This is a genomic window from Streptomyces altiplanensis, from assembly GCF_053591575.1.
This window is the reverse complement of record NZ_JBSFUB010000015.1, coordinates 80,181-102,884: the sequence shown is the minus strand read 5'-3', so window position 1 is coordinate 102,884 and position 22,704 is coordinate 80,181. Positions and strand designations below refer to the sequence as shown.

The following is a 22,704-nucleotide window of genomic DNA, read 5'->3' as shown; positions in this document are numbered from 1 at the left end:
TCCCGCTCACGTCTCTCACCAGGTCTTCAGGAGCACCCATGCACGGCTCCGGCAGCGCGCCGCCAGTCCGCAGTGAAGGCGTCGTCATCACCCTGCGCGTGCTGTTCACGGCCTGCGCCGTCATCAGCTGCGGAATGCTGTCGTGCGTGCCGCTGTTCCGCGTCGCGATCCTGCGCGGGCGCCCGGTCGACTGGGGGGCCGCCTGGCTGAGCCTGCCGGCGGCGATCGCGGCCTTCGCCGTCGTCGGCGAGATGCCCGAGGGGCACGTCTCCACCGACATCGCCATGTCCTGCGTCCTGCTCCTCGGAGCGGCGAGCGCCGTGTACTTCCTGGTCTTCGACATCAAGCACCACGCGCGGCTCGCCGCCACGGGCCCGGGGGCCGGCCTTCCGCGCGTCCCGTACGGGCCGTACAACCCGCAGGCTCCGCACGCCCCGCAGCACTCCGGGGCCGCGCGGGCCCCGCAGATCCCGCAGCCCCCGTACGTCCCGCAGGCCGCCCCGCCGCAGTACGGCTACCCCAACCCGTACGCGAGCACCCCGGTGGTCAACCCGGCGCCCGCGCCCGTCCCGGCGCCGGCCCCTGCCCCGGCCCCCCAGCCCCGGGCACAGCCCCAGCAGACCCCCCACCGCATGGACCAGGTCCGCGCCGAGCTCGACGAGCTCAGCGACCTCCTGCGCAACAAGGACCAGCGGGGGGACCAGCCCCGGTGAACGGACGGATCATCGCCGGGCGTTACGAGCTGTCCACCGTCATCGGACAGGGCGGCATGGGCCAGGTCTGGACGGCGTACGACCAGCGCCTCGACCGCCGCGTCGCCGTGAAGCTGCTGCGCCCCGACCGGATGGCCGCCGCCACCGCCGCCGACGAGATGCGCCGCCGCTTCGTGCGCGAGTGCCGCGTCACCGCCCAGGTCGACCACCCGGGCCTGGTCACCGTCCACGACGCGGGCAACGACGACGACGACCTCTACCTCGTCATGCAGTACGTCGAGGGCGCCGACCTCGCCGACCACCTCGCCGAGCACGACCCCTACCCCTGGCCGTGGGCCGTCTCCGTCGCCGCCCAGCTCTGCGCCGTGCTGTCCGCCGTGCACGCCGTGCCGATCGTCCACCGCGACCTCAAGCCGCGCAACGTCATGGTCAAGCCCGAGGGCACGGTCACCGTCCTCGACCTCGGCGTCGCCTCCGTCCTCGACACCGACACCACCCGCCTCACCCACACCGGCTCGCCCATCGGCAGCCCCGCCTACATGGCGCCCGAGCAGGCGATGGGCGGCGCGGTCGGCCCGTACACCGACCTCTACGCCCTCGGTGTCCTCCTGCACGAACTCCTCAGCGGCAACGTCCCCTTCGCCGGATCGACCGTCCTGGGCGTCCTCCACCGCCACCTCTACGAGCCGCCGCTCCCCGTCCGCCAGCTCCGCCAGGACGTCCCCGAGCCGCTCGAAGCGCTGGTCCTGCGGCTGCTCGCCAAGGACCCCCAGCACCGCCCGTCCTCCGCCCAGGAGGTCTACGAGGCCCTGGCCCCGATGCTGCCGGCCCACGGCGGCATCCCGTCGGGCCCCCTCGACCCGACCCGCCCCTTCCTGCGCCCGCACGCCCCCTGGCCCGACCGCGCCACCACCCCGCCCGCCGCCCAGCCCGCCCCCGCGCAGGCGCAGCCGGACGTCGCGGGCGCCGTCGACGAGGTCAAGCAGCTGCTCGGCGAGGGGCGGATCACGCAGGCCGTCGACATCCTCGGCGGGATCCTCCCGGTGGCCGCCGCCCAGCACGGCGAGCGTTCCCCGGTCGTGCGCATCCTGCGCAAGCAGTACGCCGCGACGCTGCTGGACGACGGGCAGTACCGCCGCGCCCTGCCCGAGCTCCGCCGCCTCGCCGACGACCGTGCCGCCGAGGCGGGCCTGGCCGACCCGCAGGCGCTCCAGTTCCGGTACGAGGCGGCGCAGTGCCTGGAGCAGCTGGGCGAGCCGGCCGCGGCGCTCGCCGAGTACCGCGCCCTGCTCCCGTACTACGAGAACCAGTACGGGGGCGGACCGGCGGCGGCCGACGCCACCGCCCGCGCCTTCGACATCCGCCACCGCACGGCGAACCTGCTGCTCGCCATGGGCGACCACGCCGCCGCGCACAGCCAGTTGCAGAGCCTGCTGTACGACGCCGAGCGCGTGTACGGCCCGTACCACCCGCTGCCGGCCGAGGTGCGCCGCGCCCTCGACCGGCACCGGCGGATGCGGGACGTCTGAGAACCGGGAACGCCCGAGGGGTCAGCGCGCCCGCAGGAAGGCGGAGGTGGCGACCCGGCCCACCATCGTGAGCCGGCTGTCACCGCCCGCCAGGTGCTTGTCCAGCGCCTCCTTGACCCCGGGCCAGCGCCCGTCGCCGTAGTCGTCGAGCACGACGACACCGCCGGGCGCGGCGATCAGCTCCACCCACTCCAGGTCGGCGCGGACGCCTTCGAAGGAGTGGTCGCCGTCGACGACGATCACGCCGTACTTCCGGTCGGAGACCTCCGCCCGCACCCGCGGGTCCTCCGAGAAGCCCTGCCGGATGCGCGCCCCGGTGCCGGGACGGCCGCCGCCGAGCGCCAGGTTGGCCCGTACGACGTCCTCGCGGACCGGGGTCCCCGTCGGCTCCTCGTAGTCGGAGGTGCCCGGCTGGAGCTGCGAGCCCGCCAGCGGATCGACGATCGTCAGTGTCGCCTCGATGCCCGCCCGGTGCAGCATCCGCATCAGCGCGGCCGCGAACAGCCCGTGCAGCGTGCCGATCTCCAGTACGTCGAGTCCGCCGGGTGCGCCGTGCTCCTCGCCCTGCGGCCGCGCGAGCAGCGGGACGGTGGCGAGCTTGCCGCACACATTGGACGTACCGCCCGCCATCCGGCCGACGCCCAGCGCCTCCAGGGCCACCACGTTGCGGTAGGCGACGGTGACGTTGCGGCGGGCGCGCTCACCCGCGTCCGTCACGGCGCGGACCTCACGCACGAGCGTGTCGATCTGCTCGGGCGTTGGCATCCGGTGCTGGCCGCGCCCGGTGCGGTCGAGCAGCATGCTGACGCCGTGCTGCTTGCGCCGGAGTTCGGTGATCTCGCCGCGGAGCCCGGCGGTGTGACGTGAGATGCGCTGGTCGACGAGCGCGGCGACGGGGCCGAGGGCCCACTTCGTCAGCCGGTTGCTCAGCAGAGATGGCATGGGGTTCGCCTCTGGCTTCGGTCCTGGGAGTGGGGGGCGGACGGCCGACCGTACGCCGCGGTTCATGCCGCGCGGGTCACGAGCCGGTGGTCCTCGGATGAAGTCTTCGTGTGGCTCCTGCGCCGGGCCCGTACGCGCGGAAGCACACCCACCGCGACGAGGACCAGCAGCGACAGCCCGCCCGCGAACCCACCGGCGCGCAGCCCGGGGGGACTGAACTCGCAGCTCACGGCGGCCGACGTGGAGCGGCCGTCCAGGGGCACGGCGACCAGGCCCAGGTACGAAGCGGCGGGCCGGGCCTTCGCGCCGTCCGTGCCGCAGCTCCAGCCGGCGATGCGCGGCACGGCGAAGACGGCCGTTCCGGCGGCGCCGGGCGGCAGGCCGGCGCGTACGCCGCTGCCGGTGACGCGCACCGAGGCCGCGCCGTTCGACCTGAGACCGTCCACGGCGGCGGCCAGCCGGCCGCGGTCCAGGCAGCCGACGCTCTCGCGCGGCAGCCCGCCGGCCCGGTCGCCCTTCAGCGTGATCGTGACGCGGCCGTCGTCCGGGACGGCGCCGAGCGGCTGCATCGCGGCGCGCCGCGCGGGCAGGCCGCCGCGCAGGTCGCTCTCCGTGCCGTCGCGGCCGAGCCGGGCCGTACCGAAGAAGTCGGGGGCCCAGAGGAAGACCTCGCTGCGGGCCGGGCAGACGGCGGTCAGCGTCCCGTCGCGCAGCGCGGTGGGCGGGAGCATGTAGACGCGGGCGCCGAGGAGCTTCTCCTGGTTGCGGAAGGGGGAGGCGCCGAAGCGCGGCTCGGGGCCGGGCGGGCGCACGGTGACCAGCTGCGGCACCGTGGCGCGGGTCACCGTCACCCCGCGGTCGTCGGGCCGCGACCAGGACTGGTGCGGGTCGCGCGGCATGCGCACGCGCGCGCCGACGGAGAAGACCGCGTCGGTCACCGGGTTGTCGACGCTCTGGACGGAGCGGCCGTTGGACGTCCAGCCGGCGCCGAGCGCGGCGAGCGTGCGGGTGAGGACGTCGGGCGTGTGGCTGCTGTAGTACGCCGCGCCCTGGCCGCCCACGGTCAACGGGTCGTTGCTGGTGGTCTGTTCGCGTCCGGGTTCGGTCCGGTGGGCGGGCCACCCGTCGGCGTCCGCCACCGCGTCCGCCTGGGCCCGCTGCCGGTCGCCCCACGGCGCGTAGTCGTCGAGGTGCGCCAGCCGCTGCCGGTCGGCGTACGCGGTGGTCACGGCGGCCTGCGCCACCTGCGCGCCGGCCAGCAGCAGCGCGGCGGCCACCGCGAGCCCCCTGCCGCGGGCGGGGACCGGCACCGGCCCCCGGGCCCCGGCCGCCGGACGGGCCCGGTGTTCCGCGCGCCGCGCCAGCACCACCGCGCCCACCGTCGCCGCCACCCCGGCCACCGCGAGCGGATACGTCCAGGAGGTGATCCGCGGGCTGGTCACCGCGCCCAGGGCCACGACCGCGACCAGGCCGGCCCCGCCGAGCAGTGCGCGCCGCCCCGGCCAGCCGTACGAGAGCGACACCCAGGCCGCCATCACCAGGACCCCGGCCAGCACGAACGTCTGCCGGTACGGGCTGCCGTTCGGCGTCGCGAAGACGTGCCACACCAGGTGCGTCGGCCCCCACTGCAACGACACCGCCACCACGGCCGCGAGCAGCGTCCACGCCCGCCGCTCGCGCCTCGGCGCCGCCCGGTTCAGGAGCAGCGTGGCGGCGAGCAGCAGCGCGCCGGTGCCGAGGAAGACGGCGGGCGTGAAGAAGCTGTACGTCGCCGGAAGCGCGCGGGCGAACACATCGGCCCAGCCGGCGGGCTCGAACTCCCGTGTCCAGCCCGGGTACGCGTGGGTCGACCCGAGGAAGACGACGGCCAGCACGGGCGCCGCCAGACCTGTGCCCAGAAGGGTGGTGAGAGCGGCGCGCAGCAGTACGCGCAGCCGCTCCCGCACGGGCGCGGCTGCGTCGGCGGTGAGCAGCCGCAGCAGCAGGACGAGCCCGGCCCCGAGCGTCGCCATGTACGCCGTGTAGAAGTTCGCGGTCCACGCCACGGCCACGACCACCGGCCCCAGGACGCGCCGGCGGCCCGTACGCGCCCACTCGCCCACCAGGCACAGCAGCGGGAACGCGATCAGGCCGTCCATCCACATCGGGTTGTAGACGGCCTCGGTGACCGCCCACCCGCACAGCGCGTACGACGAACCGAGCACCCCCGCGGCCCACCACCGGTCCCCGCCCCCGCGCAGGGCGAGCAGCAGCACGGTCATCGCGGCCGCCGCCGCGGCCATCTTCAGCACGGTGACGACGTAGACGGCGAGGTCGATCTCGTCGCGCGGGAAGAGCCCGACGAGCGGCGCGAAGGGGCTGCCGAGGTACGTGCCGATGTCGGGCAGGAAGCTCGTGCCGTACCCGGACTGCCAGTTGACCAGCACCCCGCCGTCCGCGCGTCCGTGCAGCAGGTCCCACAGGCGGGTGTGGTACGGCACGAACTGGTTGCCCAGGTCATTGACGCTGCGCGTGCGCGGCCCGAAGGGGAAGGAGCGGGCGAGCGCGTCACCGGCGCACACCGCCACCACCGTGATCAGCGCGGACAGCGCCGCCGCACGGCCTCTGGCCGGTTCCGTAATCGACATGTTGATCCTTCTACTGCGCCCGATATCGAATAGGCCAGCATGTGACGGAAAAAGAGATCTCCATGACATCGGGGCCGCCCAAAATCCCGCAGAAAACGGCGAGTTCACCCATTGGTTGCCGACACGTCACGCGGAGAGTCGGACTCCGCCACATGCGGGGGCTGTTCTTCGCTGAACGTCTGTCTTCGCCTGCTGCGACTGTGCGAAACCACCGGGAGAGCCGTGCTCATCTCAATTGTCGTTCCGTGCTTCAACGAAGAGGAGATCATCCGCCGCTTCCACGAGCGCGTGACGGAAGAACTCGGCAGCCTCGGCCACCCCGTCGAGCTGGTCTATGTCGACGACGGGAGCAAGGACGGCACGCTCTCCGTCCTCCAGGAGATCGCGGAATCCGATCCGCGCACGCGCTATGTCTCCTTCAGCCGGAACTTCGGCAAGGAGGCGGCGATGCTGGCCGGCCTGCGCAACGCCTCGGGCGAGGCCGTCGTCATCATGGACGCCGACCTCCAGCACCCGCCCGAGCTCGTCCGCCGCATGGTGGCGCTGCACGAGCAGGGCTTCGACCAGGTCGTCGCCCGCCGCACCAGGAAGGGCGACCGGGTCACGCGTACGCTTACCGCTCGTGCGTACTACCGGATCATCAACCGCCTGGTCGACGTCGAGCTCGTCGACGGCGTCGGTGACTTCCGCATGCTGTCGCGCCGCAGCGTCGACGCCGTACTCGGACTCACCGAGTACAACCGCTTCTCCAAGGGCCTTTTCGCCTGGGTCGGATTCAGCACCGTCACCTTCGAGTACGAGAATGCCGTACGCGAGGAGGGCCGCTCGAAATGGACCTTCTCGAAACTGCTCAACTACGGACTCGACGGCCTGCTCTCCTTCAACGACAAGCCGCTGCGGGCCGCGCTCTATCTCGGCCTGCTGCTGCTCACCGTCGCCATGGTGTATTCGGCGTGGATCGTCGGTGTCACCCTCGTGAACGGAGTGGAAACCCCTGGTTATGTGACGCTGCTCGTCGCCGTCACCGCGCTCGCCGGGGTCCAGATGCTGATGATCGGCGTCGTCGGTGAATACGTCGGACGCATCTATTACGAGGTGAAACGGCGCCCGCACTTCCTGGTGAAGGCGACGAACGTGGAGACAGCGGCCGCCCACCCGCGGAACCGGGAGCTCGTACGCCGATGATCCGCCGCCAGCTGGTCAGGTTCGCCCTGGTGGGTGTGGTGAACACCGGGACGTACTACGCCTGCTACCTGCTGTTCCTGCTCCGGCTGCCGTACGTCGCCGCGCACGTCCTGGCCTTCGCCGTCAGCATGACCGGCTCCTTCTTCCTCAACTGCCGCTTCACCTACAACACGCGCCCCACCTGGCGGAAGTTCCTGCTCTTCCCGCTCACCAACGCCGCCAACTTCGTGATCACGACCAGCGGTGTCTATCTCCTCGTGGACGTCCTGCGTCTCCACAGCACGTACGCCCCGCTGATCGCCGCGGCGGCCGCGATCCCCATCACCTTCGTCGTCTCCCGCACGATCATGCTCGGCGGCCCCTCCCGGAATTCCCGGGGCGGCGCATCCACGAACACGAACGAATCGTTGGGCGAATCAGTGGCCCGGACCACTCCGACTGCCTAACATCGATCACCGCAAGGTCGTTCGTCGCACTTTCGCCGCGATGCCGCACGATCACCGCCGGGAGGCCCCCTTTGCACCGCCGCCGTCGCACCGCGCTCTCCCTCTCCACCGCGCTTCTGGTCGCGGCGCCGTTCCTCGCCGCCTGCGGCAACGAGGCACATCCAGGGGCCGCGGCCGTCGTGGGTGGCGGTCGTATCGAGGTCTCCGCCCTCCAGTCGCAGGTCAAGGACGTACGCCAGGCCCAGCAGACCTCGCCGCAGTCCGCCCAGCTCGTCGGCGCGACCGGGCAGCTCGGGCGCGCCAAGCTCTACGACCTCATCGTGGACCGGATCGTGCAGCGGGCCGCGGACGACGCCGGCGCGCGCGTGAGCCGCAAGGAGATCCAGACCGCGCGGGGGGAGGCGGCCGAGCAGGCCGGCGGCGAGGAGCAGCTCGCCGCGATGTACCTCCAGCAGCGCGGCGTCGCCCCCGACCAGATCGACGACGCGATCCGCAGGGACGTCCTGGTCGGCAAGCTCGCCGAGAAGATCGGCGCGACCAACACCCCCGAGGGCCAGCAGAAGGTGAATGAGGCGTTCGTCGCCGCGTCGGAGAAGCTCGACATCGACGTCAACCCGCGCTACGGCACGTGGGACGACCAGAAGATGGAGCTCGGCGACTACAAAGCCCCGTGGATCACCCAGGTCACCAAGGAGGCGACCGCCCCCGAGGCGCAGCAGGCGGGCGCCTAGCCCCCGCCCGTCCGGCAGGCCCGGGGCCGGGGGCGGCCCCGGGCTGTCGTACCGCCGGGGTACGTTCGAGGGGTGACCAGCGAAGCACCCGCCCCCGCGCCCGCCGCCCCCGGCCGTATCGTCCTCCTCACCGCCAGCCACCGGGTCGCCCCAGGGCTCCTCTCCTGGCCCGCCTGGCAGACGCTGCGCGACGCCGACCTGGTGGTGTGCGCCGACGCGGACCACCCGCAGCTGCCGTACCTGCGCGAGGCGGGCGTCACCGTGGAGCACGCCGCCCCGACCGCCCAGGAGCTGATCGACGCGTGCGAGGGCGACCGCACGGTGGTCGTCGTCCCGTCCGGCGAGGGCGACCAGGCCCTGACCGACGGCCTGGCGAGGCTGGCCGGGTCGGGCCGGGTCCAGATGCCCGACCTGGAGCTGCTGCCCGGCTCGTACGACTTGCCGGGCGCCCGCCTCCTCGACCTGGTCCAGGTCATGGACCGCATCCGCCTCGCATGCCCGTGGTCCTCGCGCCAGACCCACAAGGGCCTCGCGAAGTACGGCATCGAGGAGGCGTACGAGCTCGTCGAGGCGATCGAGGACGGCGACCGCGACGAACTCCGCGAGGAGCTCGGCGACGTACTCCTCCAGGTCGTCTTCCACGCACGCATCGCCCAGGAAGACCAGGACGAACCCTTCTCGATCGACGACGTCGCGGGCACGATCGTCGACAAGCTCATCCACCGCCACCCGCACGTCTTCGGCGACGAGACCGCCGAGACCCCCGAGGAGGTCAAGGCGCACTGGCTGCGGACGAAGGCGGCCGAGAAGCAGCGCGACTCGGTCACGGACGGCGTCCCCCTCGGCCAGCCCGGCCTGGCCCTCGTCGCGAAGCTCTCCTCGCGCGTACGCGGCGCCCACCTCGGCGTGCCGCTCCCGGCGGGCGAGGGCATCGGCTACGAACTGCTGGCCATGGCGGTACGGGCGGAGGAGTCCGGCGTCGACCCCGAAGCGGCGCTGCGGGCCGCGGCCCGCACGTACCGCGACGCGATCCGGGCGGCGGAGGGCCACAAGGACTAGCCCGCCCCGGCCGGCCGGCCCGCCCCGGACGCGGTCGCGCCTGTTCGCCCGCGTCCGGCGGCCGGGGGCGAGGGGATACGGTCGACGGCGTGCCGCACCACCAGAACACCCCCGAACCCGCGTCCGAGGGCCCCGTGCCCGAACTCTTCACCTGGGAGTTCGCCACCGACCCCTACCCGGCGTACGCCTGGCTGCGCGAGCACTCGCCCGTCCACCGGACGACGCTGCCCAGCGGGGTCGAGGCATGGCTGGTGACGCGCTACGCCGACGCGCGCCAGGCACTCGCGGACCAGCGGCTCTCCAAGGACCCGGCCCACCACAGCGGCTCCGCGCACGCCAAGGGCAGGACCGGCATTCCGGGCGAGCGCAAGGCCGACCTGATGACGCACCTGCTGAACATCGACCCGCCGGACCACACGCGGCTGCGGCGTCTGGTGTCGAAGGCGTTCACGCCGCGCACGGTCGCCGAATTCGCCCCGCGCGTACAGGAACTGACGGACCGGCTGATCGACGCCTTCCTGGAGAAGGGGGAGGCCGACCTCATCCACGACTTCGCCTTCCCGCTCCCCATCCACGCGATCTGCGACCTGCTCGGCGTACCGCGCGAGGACCAGGACGACTTCCGCGACTGGGCCGGCATGATGATCCGCCACGGCGGCGGGCCGCGCGGCGGCGTCGCCCGGTCGGTGAAGAAGATGCGCAACTATCTCGCCGAGCTCATCCACCGCAAGCGGGAGGAGCCCGGCGACGACCTCATCTCGGGCCTGATCCGCGCCAGCGACCACGGCGAGCACCTCACCGAGAACGAGGCCGCCGCGATGGCCTTCATCCTGCTCTTCGCGGGCTTCGAGACGACGGTCAATCTCATCGGCAACGGCGTGTACGCGCTCCTGCGCAACCCGGAGCAGCGCGAGCGCCTCCAGCGCGCCCTCGACGAGGGGGACACGGAACTGCTCGCCACGGGCGTCGAGGAACTTCTGCGGTACGACGGCCCGGTGGAGCTGGCGACCTGGCGGTACGCCACCGAGGCGCTGACCCTGGGCGGCCGGGACATCGCGGTGGGCGACCCCGTGCTCGTCGTGCTCGCCGCGGCCGACCGGGACCCCGAGCGCTTCGACGACCCGGACACGCTCGACCTCTCGCGCCGCGACAACCAGCACCTCGGGTACGGGCACGGCATCCACTACTGCCTCGGCGCGCCGCTGGCCCGGCTGGAAGGGCAGACGGCGATCGCGACGCTGCTGCGCCGCCTTCCCGATCTGCGACTTGCGGCAGAACCTGATGATCTGCGGTGGCGCGGCGGGCTCATTATGCGCGGATTGCGCACTTTGCCCGTGCAGTTCGGGACAGAACGGAAGTGACGGTACGTCAAGAGCGAGACCTTCATGTGATCTCCGCTGTATCGACTTGTGACAGACGTTCGAGTGCGGCTACGTTCACCGTCGACCTCAGCCGCCACTCGAAAGGCCACCGCATGCGCTCCGGGAACGGTAGACACCGCCGACCCCGTCAGGCTCCAGCTCTCGTCGTCGCGGCAGGAGTCGCCGGATCGGCCATCGCCATCCCGCTGCTCGGCGCGACCGGCGCGAACGCTGCCGAAGCCGCGACCTGGGACCGGGTGGCCGACTGCGAGAGCGGCGGCATGTGGAGTGCCGACCTCGGCAACGGCTACTACGGCGGACTCCAGTTCTCGCCGGAACTCTGGCAGCGCTTCGGCGGTACGGCGTACGCGCCGCGCGCCGACCTCGCCAGCCGCTCCCAGCAGATCCAGGTGGCCGAGAAGGTACTGGCCGCACAGGGACCGCAGGCGTGGCCGAGCTGCGCGCTCATCTCGGGCCTGACGGAGGGTGAGGACGCCGGGCCGAGTGGCGGCGCGACCGCCGAGCCGGATGCCGCACCGAAGACCGGCTCCAAGACCGGCTCCAAGACCGGCTCCAAGACCGGCTCCAGGACCGGGACGCCGAAGAGTTCCACGGCTCCGGAGGCTTCCTCGGACGGAAAGGCGGCCGGAGCCGAGAAGTCCGCCGAGCCGACGGCGCCCCCGTCGGCCGACGCCGCCGATGCCGCGGAGGCCACCGCCGACGCCGAGACGTCCGACGCGCCCGCCCGTGAGGCCGCTGAGGCCACCCCCGGGAAGAGCGCCTCCACGGGCAAGCACCGCGGCGAAAAGGCCCGGGAGGACGCGGACGCCATAACTGGCGACTCGGGCATCGAGCGCGAATCGGGCCGCCACGCCTCGCGAGGTGACGGTCCGACACGCGACGCGGTCGGCACGGCCGGTGAGCAGGAAGCGGGAGCGGACACGGACGCAGGCGCGGACGCGGACGCGGGCGCGGACGCGGACGCGGGCGCGGACGCGGACAAGGGCAAGGACAAGGACAAGGACTACACCGTCCGCACCGGCGACAGCCTCTGGGACATCGCCGACGCGCATGACGTGCGCGGCGGCTGGCCGGCGCTCTACGCCGCGAACGAGAAGACCGTCGGGTCCGATCCGGACCTCATCGTCCCTGGCCAAAGCCTCGATCTGAACTGAAAACGGGGGCAGTTCGGGCCGCTATGTCCGCATTGGAGACAGTGAGACATGGATCTCTTTGCCTCATATCACGCGGCCGGCCCGAACGGTCCGTCAGTCTCGCCTCTGACCTGCGCGGATGGGGGTCGGGCGGGGGCGCGAATGGGCGATATTTCCGTGATGCTCCTCTTTGAACATCGAGGGCTCATGTGTTTACGGTCGAACCGCTCGCCATCGCGGGCCCCGTCGACCGTCACGCCGAATCCTGCCGTCGGTCGGGGGGAACCGACGCGTAAAGCGCCGTAGGCAGGAGCGGGGGACCCAGGTAGGCGCCGGGCCCGGACGTCGGAAGACGGACGGAACCGGCTTGGGGTTAAGGCGCGCGACGCAGGTCGCGCGGCCGGGCACTCATTGGCCCGAACCCGACAGCTCACCTCGTAGGCGTCGGTGAGGAGATGTCGCATGCTGTTTTCCGGCAAGGCCAAGCACCGTCGTCCGTCGAAGGCCGTTCGTATCGCCACGTTCGCCGGCATCACCGGCGCCGCTGTCGCCGTCCCGCTGATGGGCGCGACGTCGGCCTCCGCCGCCTCCGTCGAGACCTGGGACGCTGTCGCCCAGTGCGAGTCCGGCGGCAACTGGTCCATCAACACGGGCAACGGTTACTACGGCGGCCTGCAGTTCTCCGCGTCCAGCTGGGCCGCCGCCGGCGGCACGCAGTACGCCCCCACCGCCGACAAGGCCTCCAAGGCCCAGCAGATAGCCACCGCCGAGAAGCTCCTCGACATGCAGGGCCCGGGTGCCTGGGCCTGCGCCGGCGCCGGCGGTCTGACCAACGACGGCGTCGACCCGGGTGTCGACACCTCCGGCTCCTCGCAGCAGCAGGCGCAGCCGCAGAAGGCCGCGCCCCAGCCGCAGCAGACGCAGGAGCAGGCCGCCCCGCGCGCCGCCGAGCAGCCCGCCTCGCGCAGCGAGGTCCGCTCCGCGCCGAAGGCCGAGACCGCGAAGCCCGCCGCCCCGAAGGTCATCGAGAAGGGCGACGGCGAGTACAAGGTCAAGTCCGGCGACACCCTCGGCAAGATCGCCGAAGCGAAGAAGGTCAAGGGCGGCTGGGAGAAGCTCTTCGAGCTGAACAAGGACATCGTCGACGACGCCGATGTCATCTACGCGGGCCAGCAGCTGCACCTCAGCTGACCCGTTTCCCCCGGAGCACCCCGGTCCGGCGCGCTTCCCCCGTGCGCGCCGGGCCGGGGTTTCCTCTTTTCCCTTACTGATCAGTAGACCGGAACGCCGTTCCGCACATCCAAGAGTTACGTCCGCTATTGCGGGTATTCGGGCCTCTTCTTGTCCCAGGGGGCGGGCGAACGGCCGATCGACGCCCCCGGGCCGGTTAGGCTCTTGTCGCAAGGCCAAAGTGACCCTGCACCCCATAGCGTCACATCCCAGAAGGAGATGCTCGTGCCGTCCATCGACGTCGTCGTAGCCCGGGAAATCCTGGACTCCCGAGGCAATCCCACGGTCGAGGTCGAGGTCGGCCTCGACGACGGCAGCACCGGTCGTGCTGCTGTTCCGTCCGGTGCCTCCACCGGAGCGTTCGAGGCCATTGAGCTTCGCGACGGTGACCCGAACCGCTACCAGGGCAAGGGTGTCGAGAAGGCCGTCCTCGCCGTCATCGAGCAGATCGGCCCGGAGCTCGTCGGCTACGACGCCACCGAGCAGCGCCTGATCGACCAGGCCATGTTCGACCTGGACGCCACCGAGAACAAGGGCTCCCTCGGCGCCAACGCCATCCTCGGCGTCTCCCTCGCCGTCGCGCACGCCGCCTCCGAGGCGTCCGACCTGCCGCTCTTCCGCTACCTCGGCGGCCCGAACGCGCACCTGCTGCCCGTTCCGATGATGAACATCCTCAACGGTGGGTCGCACGCCGACTCCAACGTCGACATCCAGGAGTTCATGATCGCGCCGATCGGCGCCGAGTCGTTCTCCGAGGCCCTGCGCTGGGGCACGGAGGTCTACCACACCCTCAAGTCCGTCCTGAAGTCCAAGGGCCTGTCCACCGGCCTCGGCGACGAGGGCGGCTTCGCGCCGAACCTGGACTCCAACCGCGCCGCGCTCGACCTCATCCTCGAGGCCGTCAAGCAGGCCGGTTACGTCCCCGGTGAGCAGATCGCGCTCGCGCTCGACGTCGCCGCGTCCGAGTTCTACAAGGACGGCAGTTACGAGTTCGAGGGCAAGTCCCGCTCGGCCGCCGAGATGACGGAGTACTACGAGGAGCTCGTGGCGGCGTACCCGCTCGTCTCCATCGAGGACCCGCTCTTCGAGGACGACTGGGCCGGCTGGAAGGTCCTCACCGACAAGCTGGGCACCAAGGTCCAGATCGTCGGCGACGACCTCTTCGTCACCAACCCGGAGCGCCTGGCGCGCGGCATCGAGGAAGGCGCCGCCAACTCGCTGCTCGTGAAGGTCAACCAGATCGGTTCGCTGACCGAGACCCTGGACGCCGTCGAGCTGGCGCAGCGCAACGGCTTCAAGTGCATGATGTCGCACCGCTCGGGCGAGACCGAGGACGTCACCATCGCCGACCTCGCCGTCGCCACCAACTGCGGCCAGATCAAGACCGGCGCCCCGGCCCGCTCCGAGCGCGTCGCCAAGTACAACCAGCTGCTGCGCATCGAGGAGATCCTCGACGACGCGGCGGTGTACGCCGGCCGTTCCGCCTTCCCGCGGTTTCGCTCCGCGAACTGATTAGGCACAGCAGGGCGTAACAGCTCAGCCCGTCGTACGTACGTCCCCGGCCGCGGTCCCGTACCGTGTCCGGGGACGTACGTGCGTAACGGCAGGGGAGGCGGGAGACATGGCCGGGAAGGACCGGGACCGGTTCTCCACCGCGACCAGGCTGCGGGTGCTCGGCGAGCAGACCGCCGCCCGTGTCTACCGCTCGCAGACCCGCCGTCAGGCCCGCCGCTCCCGGCTCACCGGCCGGGCCGCGCTCCTCGTCCTGGTCCTGTGCTCGCTGGTCGTGGCCCTCGCCTACCCGATGCGTCAGTACGTGTCGCAGCGCGGCGAGATCGCCGACCAGCAGCGCAAGATGCGGGAGGCCGGCCGGCGCGTCGAGGAGCTCCGCGACGAGAAGGCCCGGCTCAAGGACGACGCGTACATCGAGCGCCTCGCCCGCGAGCACCTCCACCTCGTACGGCCGGGGGAGACGGGCTTCACCGTCATCGACCCCGGCGCGCGCGACAAGCGCCGCGACGACCGGGAAGGCACCGGCCGCCCCTGGTACACCAACCTCTGGGACGGCGTCGACCAGGCCGACCGCCCGGCCAAGTGACCAGCGGTCAGCAGCGCAGTAACCAGTCATCAGCAGTCACGACACACACGAAGGCACGAACGCACGCATGGACGCCGCACCCCCGACCACCCCGCGCACCGAGCCCACCGAGGCGGACATCGCCGCGTTCAAGCTGCAACTGGGCCGCCCGCCGCGCGGACTGCGCGCCATCGCGCACCGCTGCCCGTGCGGACAGCCGGACGTGGTCGAGACGGCCCCGCGCCTGGAGGACGGCACGCCGTTCCCGACGCTGTACTACCTGACCTGCCCGCGCGCGGCCGGGGCGATCGGCACCCTGGAGGGCTCCGGCCTGATGAAGGAGATGCAGGACCGCCTCGCCGAGGACCCCGAGCTGGCCGCCGCCTACCGCGCCGCCCACGAGGACTACATCCGGCGCCGTGACGCGATCGAGGTGCTCCAGGGCTTCCCGAGCGCCGGCGGCATGCCGGACCGCGTGAAGTGCCTGCACGTGCTGGTCGGCCACGCGCTGGCGGCCGGCCCCGGGGTGAACCCGTTCGGCGACGAGGCGCTCGCGCTGCTGCCCGAGTGGTGGGCCAAGGGCCCGTGCGTGACGCCGTGCGCCGAGGGCGCCACCGGTCAGGAGGACGGCAAGTGACCCGGGTGGCCGCCATCGACTGCGGTACGAACTCCATCCGCCTGCTCGTCGCCGACGCCGACCCCGCGACGGGGGAGCTGACCGACATCGACCGCCGGATGCGGATCGTTCGGCTCGGCCAGGACGTCGACCGCACCGGACGCCTCGCCCCGGAGGCACTGGAACGCACCTTCGCGGCCTGCCGCGAGTACGCCGAGGCCATCGCGGCGCACGGCGCCGAGAAGGTCAGGTTCGTCGCCACCTCGGCCTCCCGCGACGCCGAGAACCGCGAGGACTTCGTACGCGGCGTCCACGACATCCTGGGCGTGGAGCCCGAGGTGATCACCGGCGACCAGGAGGCCGAGTTCTCCTTCACCGGCGCGACCAGGGAGCTGACGGGCCGCGAGGACCTGACCGGGCCCTACCTCGTCGTGGACATCGGCGGCGGCTCCACGGAGTTCGTCGTCGGCGACGACCGGGTACGGGCGGCCCGCTCCGTCGACATCGGCTGCGTACGGATGACCGAGCGCCACCTCGTGCAGGGCGGCGCCGTCACCGACCCGCCCGCCCCCGGCCAGGTCGCCGCCATACGGGCCGACATCCGCGCCGCGCTCGACCTCGCCGAGGAGACCGTGCCGCTGCGCGAGGCGCACACCCTCGTCGGGCTCGCGGGTTCGGTGACGACCGTGGCCGGGATCGCGCTGGGCCTCGGAACGTACGACTCGGCGGCGATCCACCACTCCCGGATCCCGTACGAGCGGGTCGAGGAGATCACCGGCCGGCTGCTCTCCTCGACACACGACGAGCGGGCCGCGATCCCCGTCATGCACCCGGGCCGGGTGGACGTCATCGCGGCCGGCGCGCTGGTACTGCTGGAGATCATGGAACGGACCGGGGCCCGGGAGGTCGTGGTCAGCGAGCACGACATCCTCGACGGGATCGGCTGGTCCATCGCCTGAGCGGGCGCCCGGGAGCCCGCGGGGACGGGGGCCCGTCCCGAGGGACTCCGGGAGGGGCCCGCAGGCCCTTCCCGGGGCCCCTGCGGGTCTCGCGGAGGCTTCCCGCCGACGAACTTCGTGAAGTTCTTCACAAGGAATTGGGGGCTCTCGGCCCCCGATCGGGGGTCCGGGGCCCCCTCCGTCGCCCAACTCGGGTGCGCCACTCGCATTTCGGACGGTTCCGGGCGCGTTGCGCCGGTGTGAAGCGGACCGGTGGTACAGCCCCCGAAAAGGGCTGAACGGCAAGCTCACGAGGGGTTTTCAACGTCCCGTCGTACACCGTGGTTCCCCTGCTCCGCCATGACCTGTGTCACGTGGGCGGCGGAGTGTAGCAGAGGGGGCCGGGATGCTTGTGAAGGGGCTCACGAGCCACCCCCCTCCGAGGGGTGGATACTCGATGGCATGAGCACCACGGAGCGTCCCAGGATCCTCGTAGTAGGCGGTGGGTACGTAGGCCTGTACGCAGCTCGACGCATCCTCAAGAAGATGCGTTACGCGGAAGCGACCGTCACGGTCGTCGACCCGCGCTCGTACATGACGTACCAGCCCTTCCTCCCCGAAGCCGCCGCCGGCAGCATCTCGCCGAGGCACGTCGTCGTACCCCTGCGACGCGTCCTGCCCAAGGCCGAGGTGCTCACCGGTCGGGTCACCACCATCGATCAGGACCGCAAGGTCGCCACGGTCGCGCCGCTCGTCGGCGAGGCCTACGAGCTGCCCTTCGACTACCTGGTCGTCGCGCTCGGCGCGGTTTCCCGCACCTTCCCGATCCCCGGCCTGGCCGAGCAGGGCATCGGCATGAAGGGCGTGGAGGAGGCCATCGGCCTCCGCAACCACGTCCTGGAGCAGCTGGACAAGGCCGACTCCACGACCGACGAGGACGTCCGCCGCAAGGCGCTGACCTTCGTCTTCGTGGGTGGCGGCTTCGCCGGCGCCGAGACCATCGGCGAGGTGGAGGACATGGCCCGCGACGCGGCCAAGTACTACACCAACGTCAAGCGCGAGGACATGCGCTTCCTGCTGGTCGACGTGGCCGACAAGATCCTCCCCGAGGTCGGGCCCGAGCTCGGCAAGTGGGGCAAGGAGCACCTCGAGGGCCGCGGCATCGAGGTCTACCTCAAGACCGGCATGGACTCCTGCGTGGACGGCCACGTGGTGCTGAACAACGGCCTGGAGGTCGACTCCAGCACCATCGTGTGGACCGCCGGCGTGAAGCCGAACCCGGCGCTGGCCCGCTACGGCCTGCCGCTCGGCCCGCGCGGTCACGTGGACACGTCCGAGAAGCTCCAGGTGCAGGGCACCGACTACATCTGGGCCGCCGGCGACAACGCCCAGGTCCCGGACATCGCCGCCCGCAAGGCCGGCGTCGAGAACGCCTGGTGCCCGCCGAACGCCCAGCACGCGCTGCGTCAGGCCAAGGTCCTCGGCGACAACGTCATCTCCGGGATGCGCGGCTTCCCGCAGAAGGACTACAGCCACGCCAACAAGGGTGCGGTCGCCGGTCTCGGCCTGCACAAGGGCGTCGCGATGATCGTCATGGGCAAGATGAAGATCAAGCTCAAGGGCCGTCTCGCCTGGTACATGCACCGTGGCTACCACGGTCTGGCCGTGCCCACCTGGAACCGCAAGATCCGCGTCGTCGCCGACTGGACTCTCGCGATGTTCCTCAAGCGCGAGGTCGTCTCGCTCGGCGCCATGGAGACTCCGCGCGAGGAGTTCTACGAGGCCGCCAAGCCGGCTCCGGCTCCGGCCGCCCAGGCGGGCGCGCCCGCCGGCGGCCAGAAGGCCAAGGCCTCCTGACCCACCGGAAGACCCGGTGAGACGGCGGTGGCCCGGCAGTGGCCGGACCGCAGCCGACCGGCCGGCCAGTCGGGCCGGCCGGTAGTCGGACAGCCGTGCAGTCAGTACAGCGCAGCCCGAAGGGGCCGCCCGCCATCCGTGGTGCGGGCGGCCCCTTCGGCGTACCGGATCCACGGCGTCCGTGCATGTAGAGGCCATCCGCTGTGCCGGTCCCTTACCCGGTACCGGGATGCGGCGGGTGCACGACGGCGTTAATGAGGGAAGAACGTCGCCGAACAATCCGGGCTCCACTGTCACGGAGGTGCGCACCATGGCCGACGCCGCCCTGCGGCTGACCACGCTTGCCGAGGAACTCCTCGGGTCTGCTCTACCGATCCGCATCCGGGCCTGGGACGGAAGTGAATCCGGCCCTTCCGGCGCCCCGGCCCTCGTCATCCACAGCCGCCGCGCGCTGCGCCGCCTGCTGTGGAAGCCCGGCGAACTCGGCCTGGCCCGCGCCTGGGTGGCCGGTGAGATCGACATCGAGGGCGACCTGTACGAGACACTCGACCACATCGCCGGACTGCTCTGGGAGCGCGGCGCCGAGACCAAGTCGGCCGTCCACGCCGTCCGCGACCCCCGCCTGCGCGCCGCCGCCCGCGGCCTCGTCGCCCTCGTGGGTCCCTGGCCGCCGCCGCCTCCGCCCGCCGAAGAGGTCAGACGCCGCACGGGGCCGCTGCACACCAAGCGCCGCGACAAGGAGGCGATCAGCCACCACTACGACGTGGGCAACGACTTCTACGAGCAGGTGCTCGGCCCCTCGATGGTCTACTCGTGCGCGTACTTCGACGATTCCGCCGGGGGGGCGACCCTCGAAGAGGCCCAGTACGCCAAGCTCGGCCTGATCAGCCGCAAGCTGGGGATCGGGGAAGGGACGCGGCTGCTGGACGTGGGCTGCGGCTGGGGATCGATGGCCATCCACGCGGCGCGCGAGTACGGCGCCCGGGTCACCGGCATCACGCTCTCCAAGGAGCAGGCGGCGTACGCCCGCAAGCGCATCGCCGACGAGGGCCTGACCGACCGCATCGAGATCCGGGTGCAGGACTACCGGGACGTCAGGGACGGTCCGTACGACGCGATCTCGTCGATCGGGATGGCCGAGCACGTCGGCTCGGTCCGCTACCGGGAGTACGCCGACGACCTGTTCGCCCTGCTGAAGCCGGGCGGCCGGCTGCTCAACCACCAGATCGCGCGGCGCCCCGAGCCGAACGAAGAGGCGTACCACGTGGACGAGTTCATCGACGCGTACGTCTTCCCGGACGGCGAGCTCGCGCCCCTCGGCCGGACCGTGGGGACGCTGGAGGAGGCGGGCTTCGAGGTCCGCGACGTCGAGTCGATCCGGGAGCACTACGCCCTGACGCTGCGCCGGTGGGTCGCCAACCTGGAGGCCAACTGGGCCGAGGCCGTACGGGTGACTTCCGAGGGGCGGGCCCGCGTCTGGCGGCTCTACATGGCGGCCTCCGCGCTCTCCTTCGAGCACAACAGGATCGGCGTGAACCAGGTCCTCGCCGTACGGCCCGGGGAGGGCGGCGCGTCGGGCATGCCGCTGCGCGCCCGGACGTGGAACCCGGCGGCCGGATGACGTCCGGCGCACGGTGAGGGGCCGGTCCCGTCCGGGACCGGCCCCTCACCGTGCGCGTACCGCGGTCCGTCCGGCCGCCTACTCGGCCTTGATCGCGGCGAGCATGTTCAGCCTCGCGGCGCTGCGGGCCGGCCACATCGCGGCCAGTACGCCGACCACCGCGGCCAGCAGCAGGAAGACGCCGAACCGGTCCCACGGCAGGACCAGCGCGTAACCCGGCACCGAGTCCTTGACCGTCTGGCCGATGGCCCAGCCCAGGAAGGTGCCGAGGCCGATGCCGATCACCGCGCCGAAGAGCGAGATGACCACGGCCTCCAGCCGGATCATGGTCTTGACCTTGCCGCGGTCGAGGCCGATCGCCCGCAGCATGCCGATCTCCTGCTGACGCTCGAAGACGGACATCGCCAGGGTGTTGATGACACCGAGCACCGCGATGAGCAGGGCCATGCCCAGGAGCCCGTACATGATGTTCAGCATCGTGTTGATCATGCCGCCGAACTGATTGCGGATGTCCTGCTGGTCCATCACGTTGATCGCGGGGTTCTGGCCCAGCGCTTTCACGAGCGCCTTCTCGTTCGCCGCGCTCGCGCCGCCGTCCGTCTTCACCCAGATCTCCCGGATGTACGGCTTGGCCTCGTGCTCGGCCACGATCTTCTGGTCGAGCAGGACGGGCGAGAGGAACTCGTTGCCCTCGTACGTCGCACCGACCGTCAGCTCCGCCTTCTCGCCGTCGGCGAACTCCACCGGCACGCTGTCGCCGACCTTGAGGCCGCTGCTCTTCGCGGTGTCGTCGGCGACCGCGATCGCGCCCTTGGCGAGCGAGTCCAGCGAGCCGGAGACCGGCGTGACGTTGATGACCCGCTCGATGTCACCGGGGGCGACACCGGAGGCCGCGGCCCAGGCGCCCTTCAGTTCGAGGTCGGCGGCCGTCTGCGGGGAGAGGGCCGACACGCCGGGCGTCTTCTCCAGGGCGCTGAGCGCCGACGCGTCCAGCGAGCCCCCGTTGGCCATGGAGAACATGTAGTCGGCCTTGATGTTGTCCGTGGTCATCTTGTCCACGGCCCTGCCCATGGTGACGCCGAGCACGGAGAGGCCGGTGACCAGGGTGAGGCCGATGGCCAGCGCGGACGCGGTGGCTCCGGTACGCCGCGGATTGCGCACCGCGTTCTGGCCGGCCAGCGTGCCCGACACCCCGAAGAGCTTGCCGATCAGCGGCCGTACGAGCGCGATCACCGGCCGCGACAGCAGCGGGATCAGCACGATGACGCCGATCAGCGCGAGGAAGGCACCGGCCCCGATGAGCATCCGGCCGTCCTCGCCGGCCGCCGCGCCGCCGAGGATGCCGGCCGCGCCCAGCAGCGTGATCGCGCCGCCGACGGAGTTCCGTACGACCAGCGACTTGGTGGTCGGAGCGGCGTGCACGCTGCTCATCGCCGCGACCGGCGGGATCTTGGCGGCCCGGCGGGCGGGCAGCCAGGCGGCGAGCATCGTGACCAGCACGCCCACCGCGAACGCGGCGGCGACGGCGGTGGGGGAGACGATCAGCGGACCGGCCGGCGTCTTCGCGCCGAAGGCGGACATCGCGGAGCGCAGCCCCGTCGCGAGCCCCAGCCCGAGGGCGAAGCCGACGACCGACGCGAGCGCGCCGACCACCAGCGCTTCGAGCAGCACCGAGCGCTTGACCTGGCGGCGGGAGGCGCCGACGGCCCGCATCAGCGCCAGCTCCTTGGTGCGCTGGGCGACGAGCATGGTGAAGGTGTTGGAGATCAGGAAGATGCCGACGAAGAGCGCGATCGCGGCGAAGGCGAGCAGCACCTGGTTGAGCGCGCTCAGGCTTTCCTCGATCATCTCGGCCTGGTCGTCGGCGAGCTCCTTGCCGGTCTGGGCCTCGGCCCCCTCGGGCAGCAGCGGCTTCACCGCGTCGAGCAGCCGCTGCTCGGACGCGCCGGCCGCGGCGGTGACGGTGACGTCCTTGAAGCGGCCGGGCGCCAGGTAGAGCTTCTGCGCGACGGGCGTGTCGAAGAGCACCAGCGAGCCGCCGGCGTTGACCTGGCCGTCCTCGGTGGTGAAGACACCGGAGAGGGTGTACTCCCGCACCGGGCCGTTGGTCGCGACCCGCACGGTGTCACCGGTCTTGTACTCCCCCTTGTCGGCCGTGGCCCTGTCGAGGGCGACCTCGCCGGCCTTCGCGGGACCGGCGCCGTCGGTGAAGTCGTACGCGGCGTCCTTGCCGTCGTCGCCGGGCGCGAAGTTCGCACCGGTGTTGGACCAGCCGTTGCCGATCAGCCTGCCGTCGGGGTCGGCGACACCGGCGAAGCCGGAGACGCGCCCGGTGGCGGAGGCGACGCCGTCCACGCCCCGGATCTTCTCCAGCGTCCGGGCGTCTATGCCCTGCTCCTTCTTGCCGTTCTCGCGGTCCGGGTAGGTGGTGACCGCTACGGCGACGTTGTCGTAGCTCTTCGCCGACTGGTTCCTGAAGGCGTGGGAAAGGGTGTCGGTGAAGACCAGGGTGCCGGACACGAAGGCCACGCCGAGCATGACGGCGAGCACGGTCATCAGCAGCCTGGCCTTGTGCGCGAGCACATTGCGCAGGGCGGTACGGAGCATGTTTCTGTCAG

18 protein-coding genes and 1 riboswitch are annotated in these 22,704 nt (G+C 71.8%); of the genes, 15 read left to right on the top strand and 3 right to left on the bottom strand.

Annotated elements, in window-relative coordinates:
• Window positions 1–38: 38 nt before the first annotated feature.
• Window positions 39–713 carry a hypothetical protein gene (locus tag ACWD0Y_RS10570; protein WP_450259983.1) on the top strand — a complete coding sequence of 225 codons (675 nt, stop codon included), beginning with the start codon at window positions 39–41 and terminating at the stop codon, window positions 711–713.
• On the top strand, window positions 710–2,242 hold the full coding sequence (locus ACWD0Y_RS10565; RefSeq protein WP_450259982.1) for a protein kinase domain-containing protein: 1,533 nt from the start codon (window positions 710–712) through the stop codon (window positions 2,240–2,242). The genes ACWD0Y_RS10570 and ACWD0Y_RS10565 overlap by 4 nt, the downstream gene beginning before the upstream one ends.
• A gap of 21 nt (window positions 2,243–2,263) precedes the next feature.
• Here the strand turns inward: ACWD0Y_RS10565 and ACWD0Y_RS10560 are convergent, their stop codons facing one another.
• Both ACWD0Y_RS10560 and ACWD0Y_RS10555 read right to left on the bottom strand, forming a co-directional pair.
• Window positions 2,264–3,184, bottom strand: a complete 921-nt coding sequence (locus tag ACWD0Y_RS10560; RefSeq protein ID WP_450259981.1) for a class I SAM-dependent methyltransferase — start codon at window positions 3,182–3,184, stop codon at window positions 2,264–2,266.
• Between the two features lie 62 nt (window positions 3,185–3,246).
• Window positions 3,247–5,811, bottom strand: coding sequence for a YfhO family protein (locus tag ACWD0Y_RS10555; RefSeq protein WP_450259980.1), 2,565 nt, complete (start codon window positions 5,809–5,811; stop codon window positions 3,247–3,249).
• A gap of 222 nt (window positions 5,812–6,033) precedes the next feature.
• Between ACWD0Y_RS10555 and ACWD0Y_RS10550 the strand changes: the two genes are divergently transcribed.
• The 13 genes from ACWD0Y_RS10550 (at window position 6,034) to ACWD0Y_RS10490 (ending at window position 20,086) form a co-directional block, all read left to right on the top strand.
• Window positions 6,034–6,996, top strand: coding sequence for a glycosyltransferase family 2 protein (locus ACWD0Y_RS10550; RefSeq protein ID WP_450259979.1), 963 nt, complete (start codon window positions 6,034–6,036; stop codon window positions 6,994–6,996).
• The gene (locus ACWD0Y_RS10545) at window positions 6,993–7,442 is read left to right on the top strand and encodes a GtrA family protein (RefSeq protein ID WP_450259978.1); all 450 of its coding nucleotides are present in this window, start codon (window positions 6,993–6,995) and stop codon (window positions 7,440–7,442) included. The genes ACWD0Y_RS10550 and ACWD0Y_RS10545 overlap by 4 nt, the downstream gene beginning before the upstream one ends.
• Before the next feature lie 71 nt (window positions 7,443–7,513).
• A complete protein-coding gene (locus ACWD0Y_RS10540; RefSeq protein ID WP_450259977.1) occupies window positions 7,514–8,173 on the top strand; it encodes a SurA N-terminal domain-containing protein in 660 nt (219 codons plus the stop codon).
• 72 nt (window positions 8,174–8,245) lie between these two features.
• Window positions 8,246–9,232 (top strand): nucleoside triphosphate pyrophosphohydrolase, encoded by a 987-nt coding sequence (locus ACWD0Y_RS10535; RefSeq protein WP_450259976.1) that lies wholly within the window; start codon window positions 8,246–8,248, stop codon window positions 9,230–9,232.
• 89 nt (window positions 9,233–9,321) lie between these two features.
• Window positions 9,322–10,593: a cytochrome P450 family protein gene (locus tag ACWD0Y_RS10530; RefSeq protein WP_450259975.1), complete on the top strand. Its 1,272-nt coding sequence runs from the start codon at window positions 9,322–9,324 to the stop codon at window positions 10,591–10,593.
• 113 nt (window positions 10,594–10,706) lie between these two features.
• Window positions 10,707–11,768: a transglycosylase family protein gene (locus ACWD0Y_RS10525; protein WP_450259974.1), complete on the top strand. Its 1,062-nt coding sequence runs from the start codon at window positions 10,707–10,709 to the stop codon at window positions 11,766–11,768.
• Window positions 11,769–12,035: 267 nt separating this feature from the next.
• Window positions 12,036–12,206: riboswitch (cyclic di-AMP (ydaO/yuaA leader) on the top strand.
• A gap of 3 nt (window positions 12,207–12,209) precedes the next feature.
• A complete protein-coding gene (locus ACWD0Y_RS10520) occupies window positions 12,210–12,938 on the top strand; it encodes a transglycosylase family protein (protein ID WP_450259973.1) in 729 nt (242 codons plus the stop codon).
• A 264-nt stretch (window positions 12,939–13,202) separates the two neighbouring features.
• The gene (gene eno, locus ACWD0Y_RS10515; RefSeq protein WP_093803498.1) at window positions 13,203–14,489 is read left to right on the top strand and encodes a phosphopyruvate hydratase; all 1,287 of its coding nucleotides are present in this window, start codon (window positions 13,203–13,205) and stop codon (window positions 14,487–14,489) included.
• 109 nt (window positions 14,490–14,598) lie between these two features.
• Window positions 14,599–15,075, top strand: a complete 477-nt coding sequence (locus ACWD0Y_RS10510; RefSeq protein ID WP_093800529.1) for an FtsB family cell division protein — start codon at window positions 14,599–14,601, stop codon at window positions 15,073–15,075.
• Window positions 15,076–15,142: 67 nt separating this feature from the next.
• Window positions 15,143–15,691, top strand: a complete 549-nt coding sequence (locus tag ACWD0Y_RS10505; protein ID WP_093800530.1) for a DUF501 domain-containing protein — start codon at window positions 15,143–15,145, stop codon at window positions 15,689–15,691.
• Window positions 15,688–16,629 carry a Ppx/GppA phosphatase family protein gene (locus ACWD0Y_RS10500; RefSeq protein ID WP_450259972.1) on the top strand — a complete coding sequence of 314 codons (942 nt, stop codon included), beginning with the start codon at window positions 15,688–15,690 and terminating at the stop codon, window positions 16,627–16,629. The genes ACWD0Y_RS10505 and ACWD0Y_RS10500 overlap by 4 nt, the downstream gene beginning before the upstream one ends.
• A gap of 441 nt (window positions 16,630–17,070) precedes the next feature.
• On the top strand, window positions 17,071–18,465 hold the full coding sequence (locus ACWD0Y_RS10495) for an NAD(P)/FAD-dependent oxidoreductase (RefSeq protein ID WP_450259971.1): 1,395 nt from the start codon (window positions 17,071–17,073) through the stop codon (window positions 18,463–18,465).
• A gap of 310 nt (window positions 18,466–18,775) precedes the next feature.
• The gene (locus ACWD0Y_RS10490; RefSeq protein WP_450259970.1) at window positions 18,776–20,086 is read left to right on the top strand and encodes a class I SAM-dependent methyltransferase; all 1,311 of its coding nucleotides are present in this window, start codon (window positions 18,776–18,778) and stop codon (window positions 20,084–20,086) included.
• Window positions 20,087–20,164: 78 nt separating this feature from the next.
• Here the strand turns inward: ACWD0Y_RS10490 and ACWD0Y_RS10485 are convergent, their stop codons facing one another.
• Window positions 20,165–22,693, bottom strand: a complete 2,529-nt coding sequence (locus ACWD0Y_RS10485) for an ABC transporter permease (protein WP_450259969.1) — start codon at window positions 22,691–22,693, stop codon at window positions 20,165–20,167.
• Window positions 22,694–22,704: the final 11 nt, after the last annotated feature.

Bases quoted from the DNA above. Each gene is read 5' to 3' on its own strand.
- ACWD0Y_RS10570 (WP_450259983.1), top strand. From the start codon at position 39: ATGCACGGCTCCGGCAGCGCGCCGCCAGTCCGCAGTGAAGGCGTCGTC.
- ACWD0Y_RS10560 (WP_450259981.1), bottom strand. From the start codon at position 3,184: ATGCCATCTCTGCTGAGCAACCGGCTGACGAAGTGGGCCCTCGGCCCC.
- ACWD0Y_RS10555 (WP_450259980.1), bottom strand. From the start codon at position 5,811: ATGTCGATTACGGAACCGGCCAGAGGCCGTGCGGCGGCGCTGTCCGCG.
- ACWD0Y_RS10545 (WP_450259978.1), top strand. From the start codon at position 6,993: ATGATCCGCCGCCAGCTGGTCAGGTTCGCCCTGGTGGGTGTGGTGAAC.
- ACWD0Y_RS10525 (WP_450259974.1), top strand. From the start codon at position 10,707: ATGCGCTCCGGGAACGGTAGACACCGCCGACCCCGTCAGGCTCCAGCT.
- ACWD0Y_RS10520 (WP_450259973.1), top strand. From the start codon at position 12,210: ATGCTGTTTTCCGGCAAGGCCAAGCACCGTCGTCCGTCGAAGGCCGTT.
- ACWD0Y_RS10510 (WP_093800529.1), top strand. From the start codon at position 14,599: ATGGCCGGGAAGGACCGGGACCGGTTCTCCACCGCGACCAGGCTGCGG.
- ACWD0Y_RS10505 (WP_093800530.1), top strand. From the start codon at position 15,143: ATGGACGCCGCACCCCCGACCACCCCGCGCACCGAGCCCACCGAGGCG.
- ACWD0Y_RS10495 (WP_450259971.1), top strand. From the start codon at position 17,071: ATGAGCACCACGGAGCGTCCCAGGATCCTCGTAGTAGGCGGTGGGTAC.
- ACWD0Y_RS10490 (WP_450259970.1), top strand. From the start codon at position 18,776: ATGGCCGACGCCGCCCTGCGGCTGACCACGCTTGCCGAGGAACTCCTC.
- ACWD0Y_RS10485 (WP_450259969.1), bottom strand. From the start codon at position 22,693: ATGCTCCGTACCGCCCTGCGCAATGTGCTCGCGCACAAGGCCAGGCTG.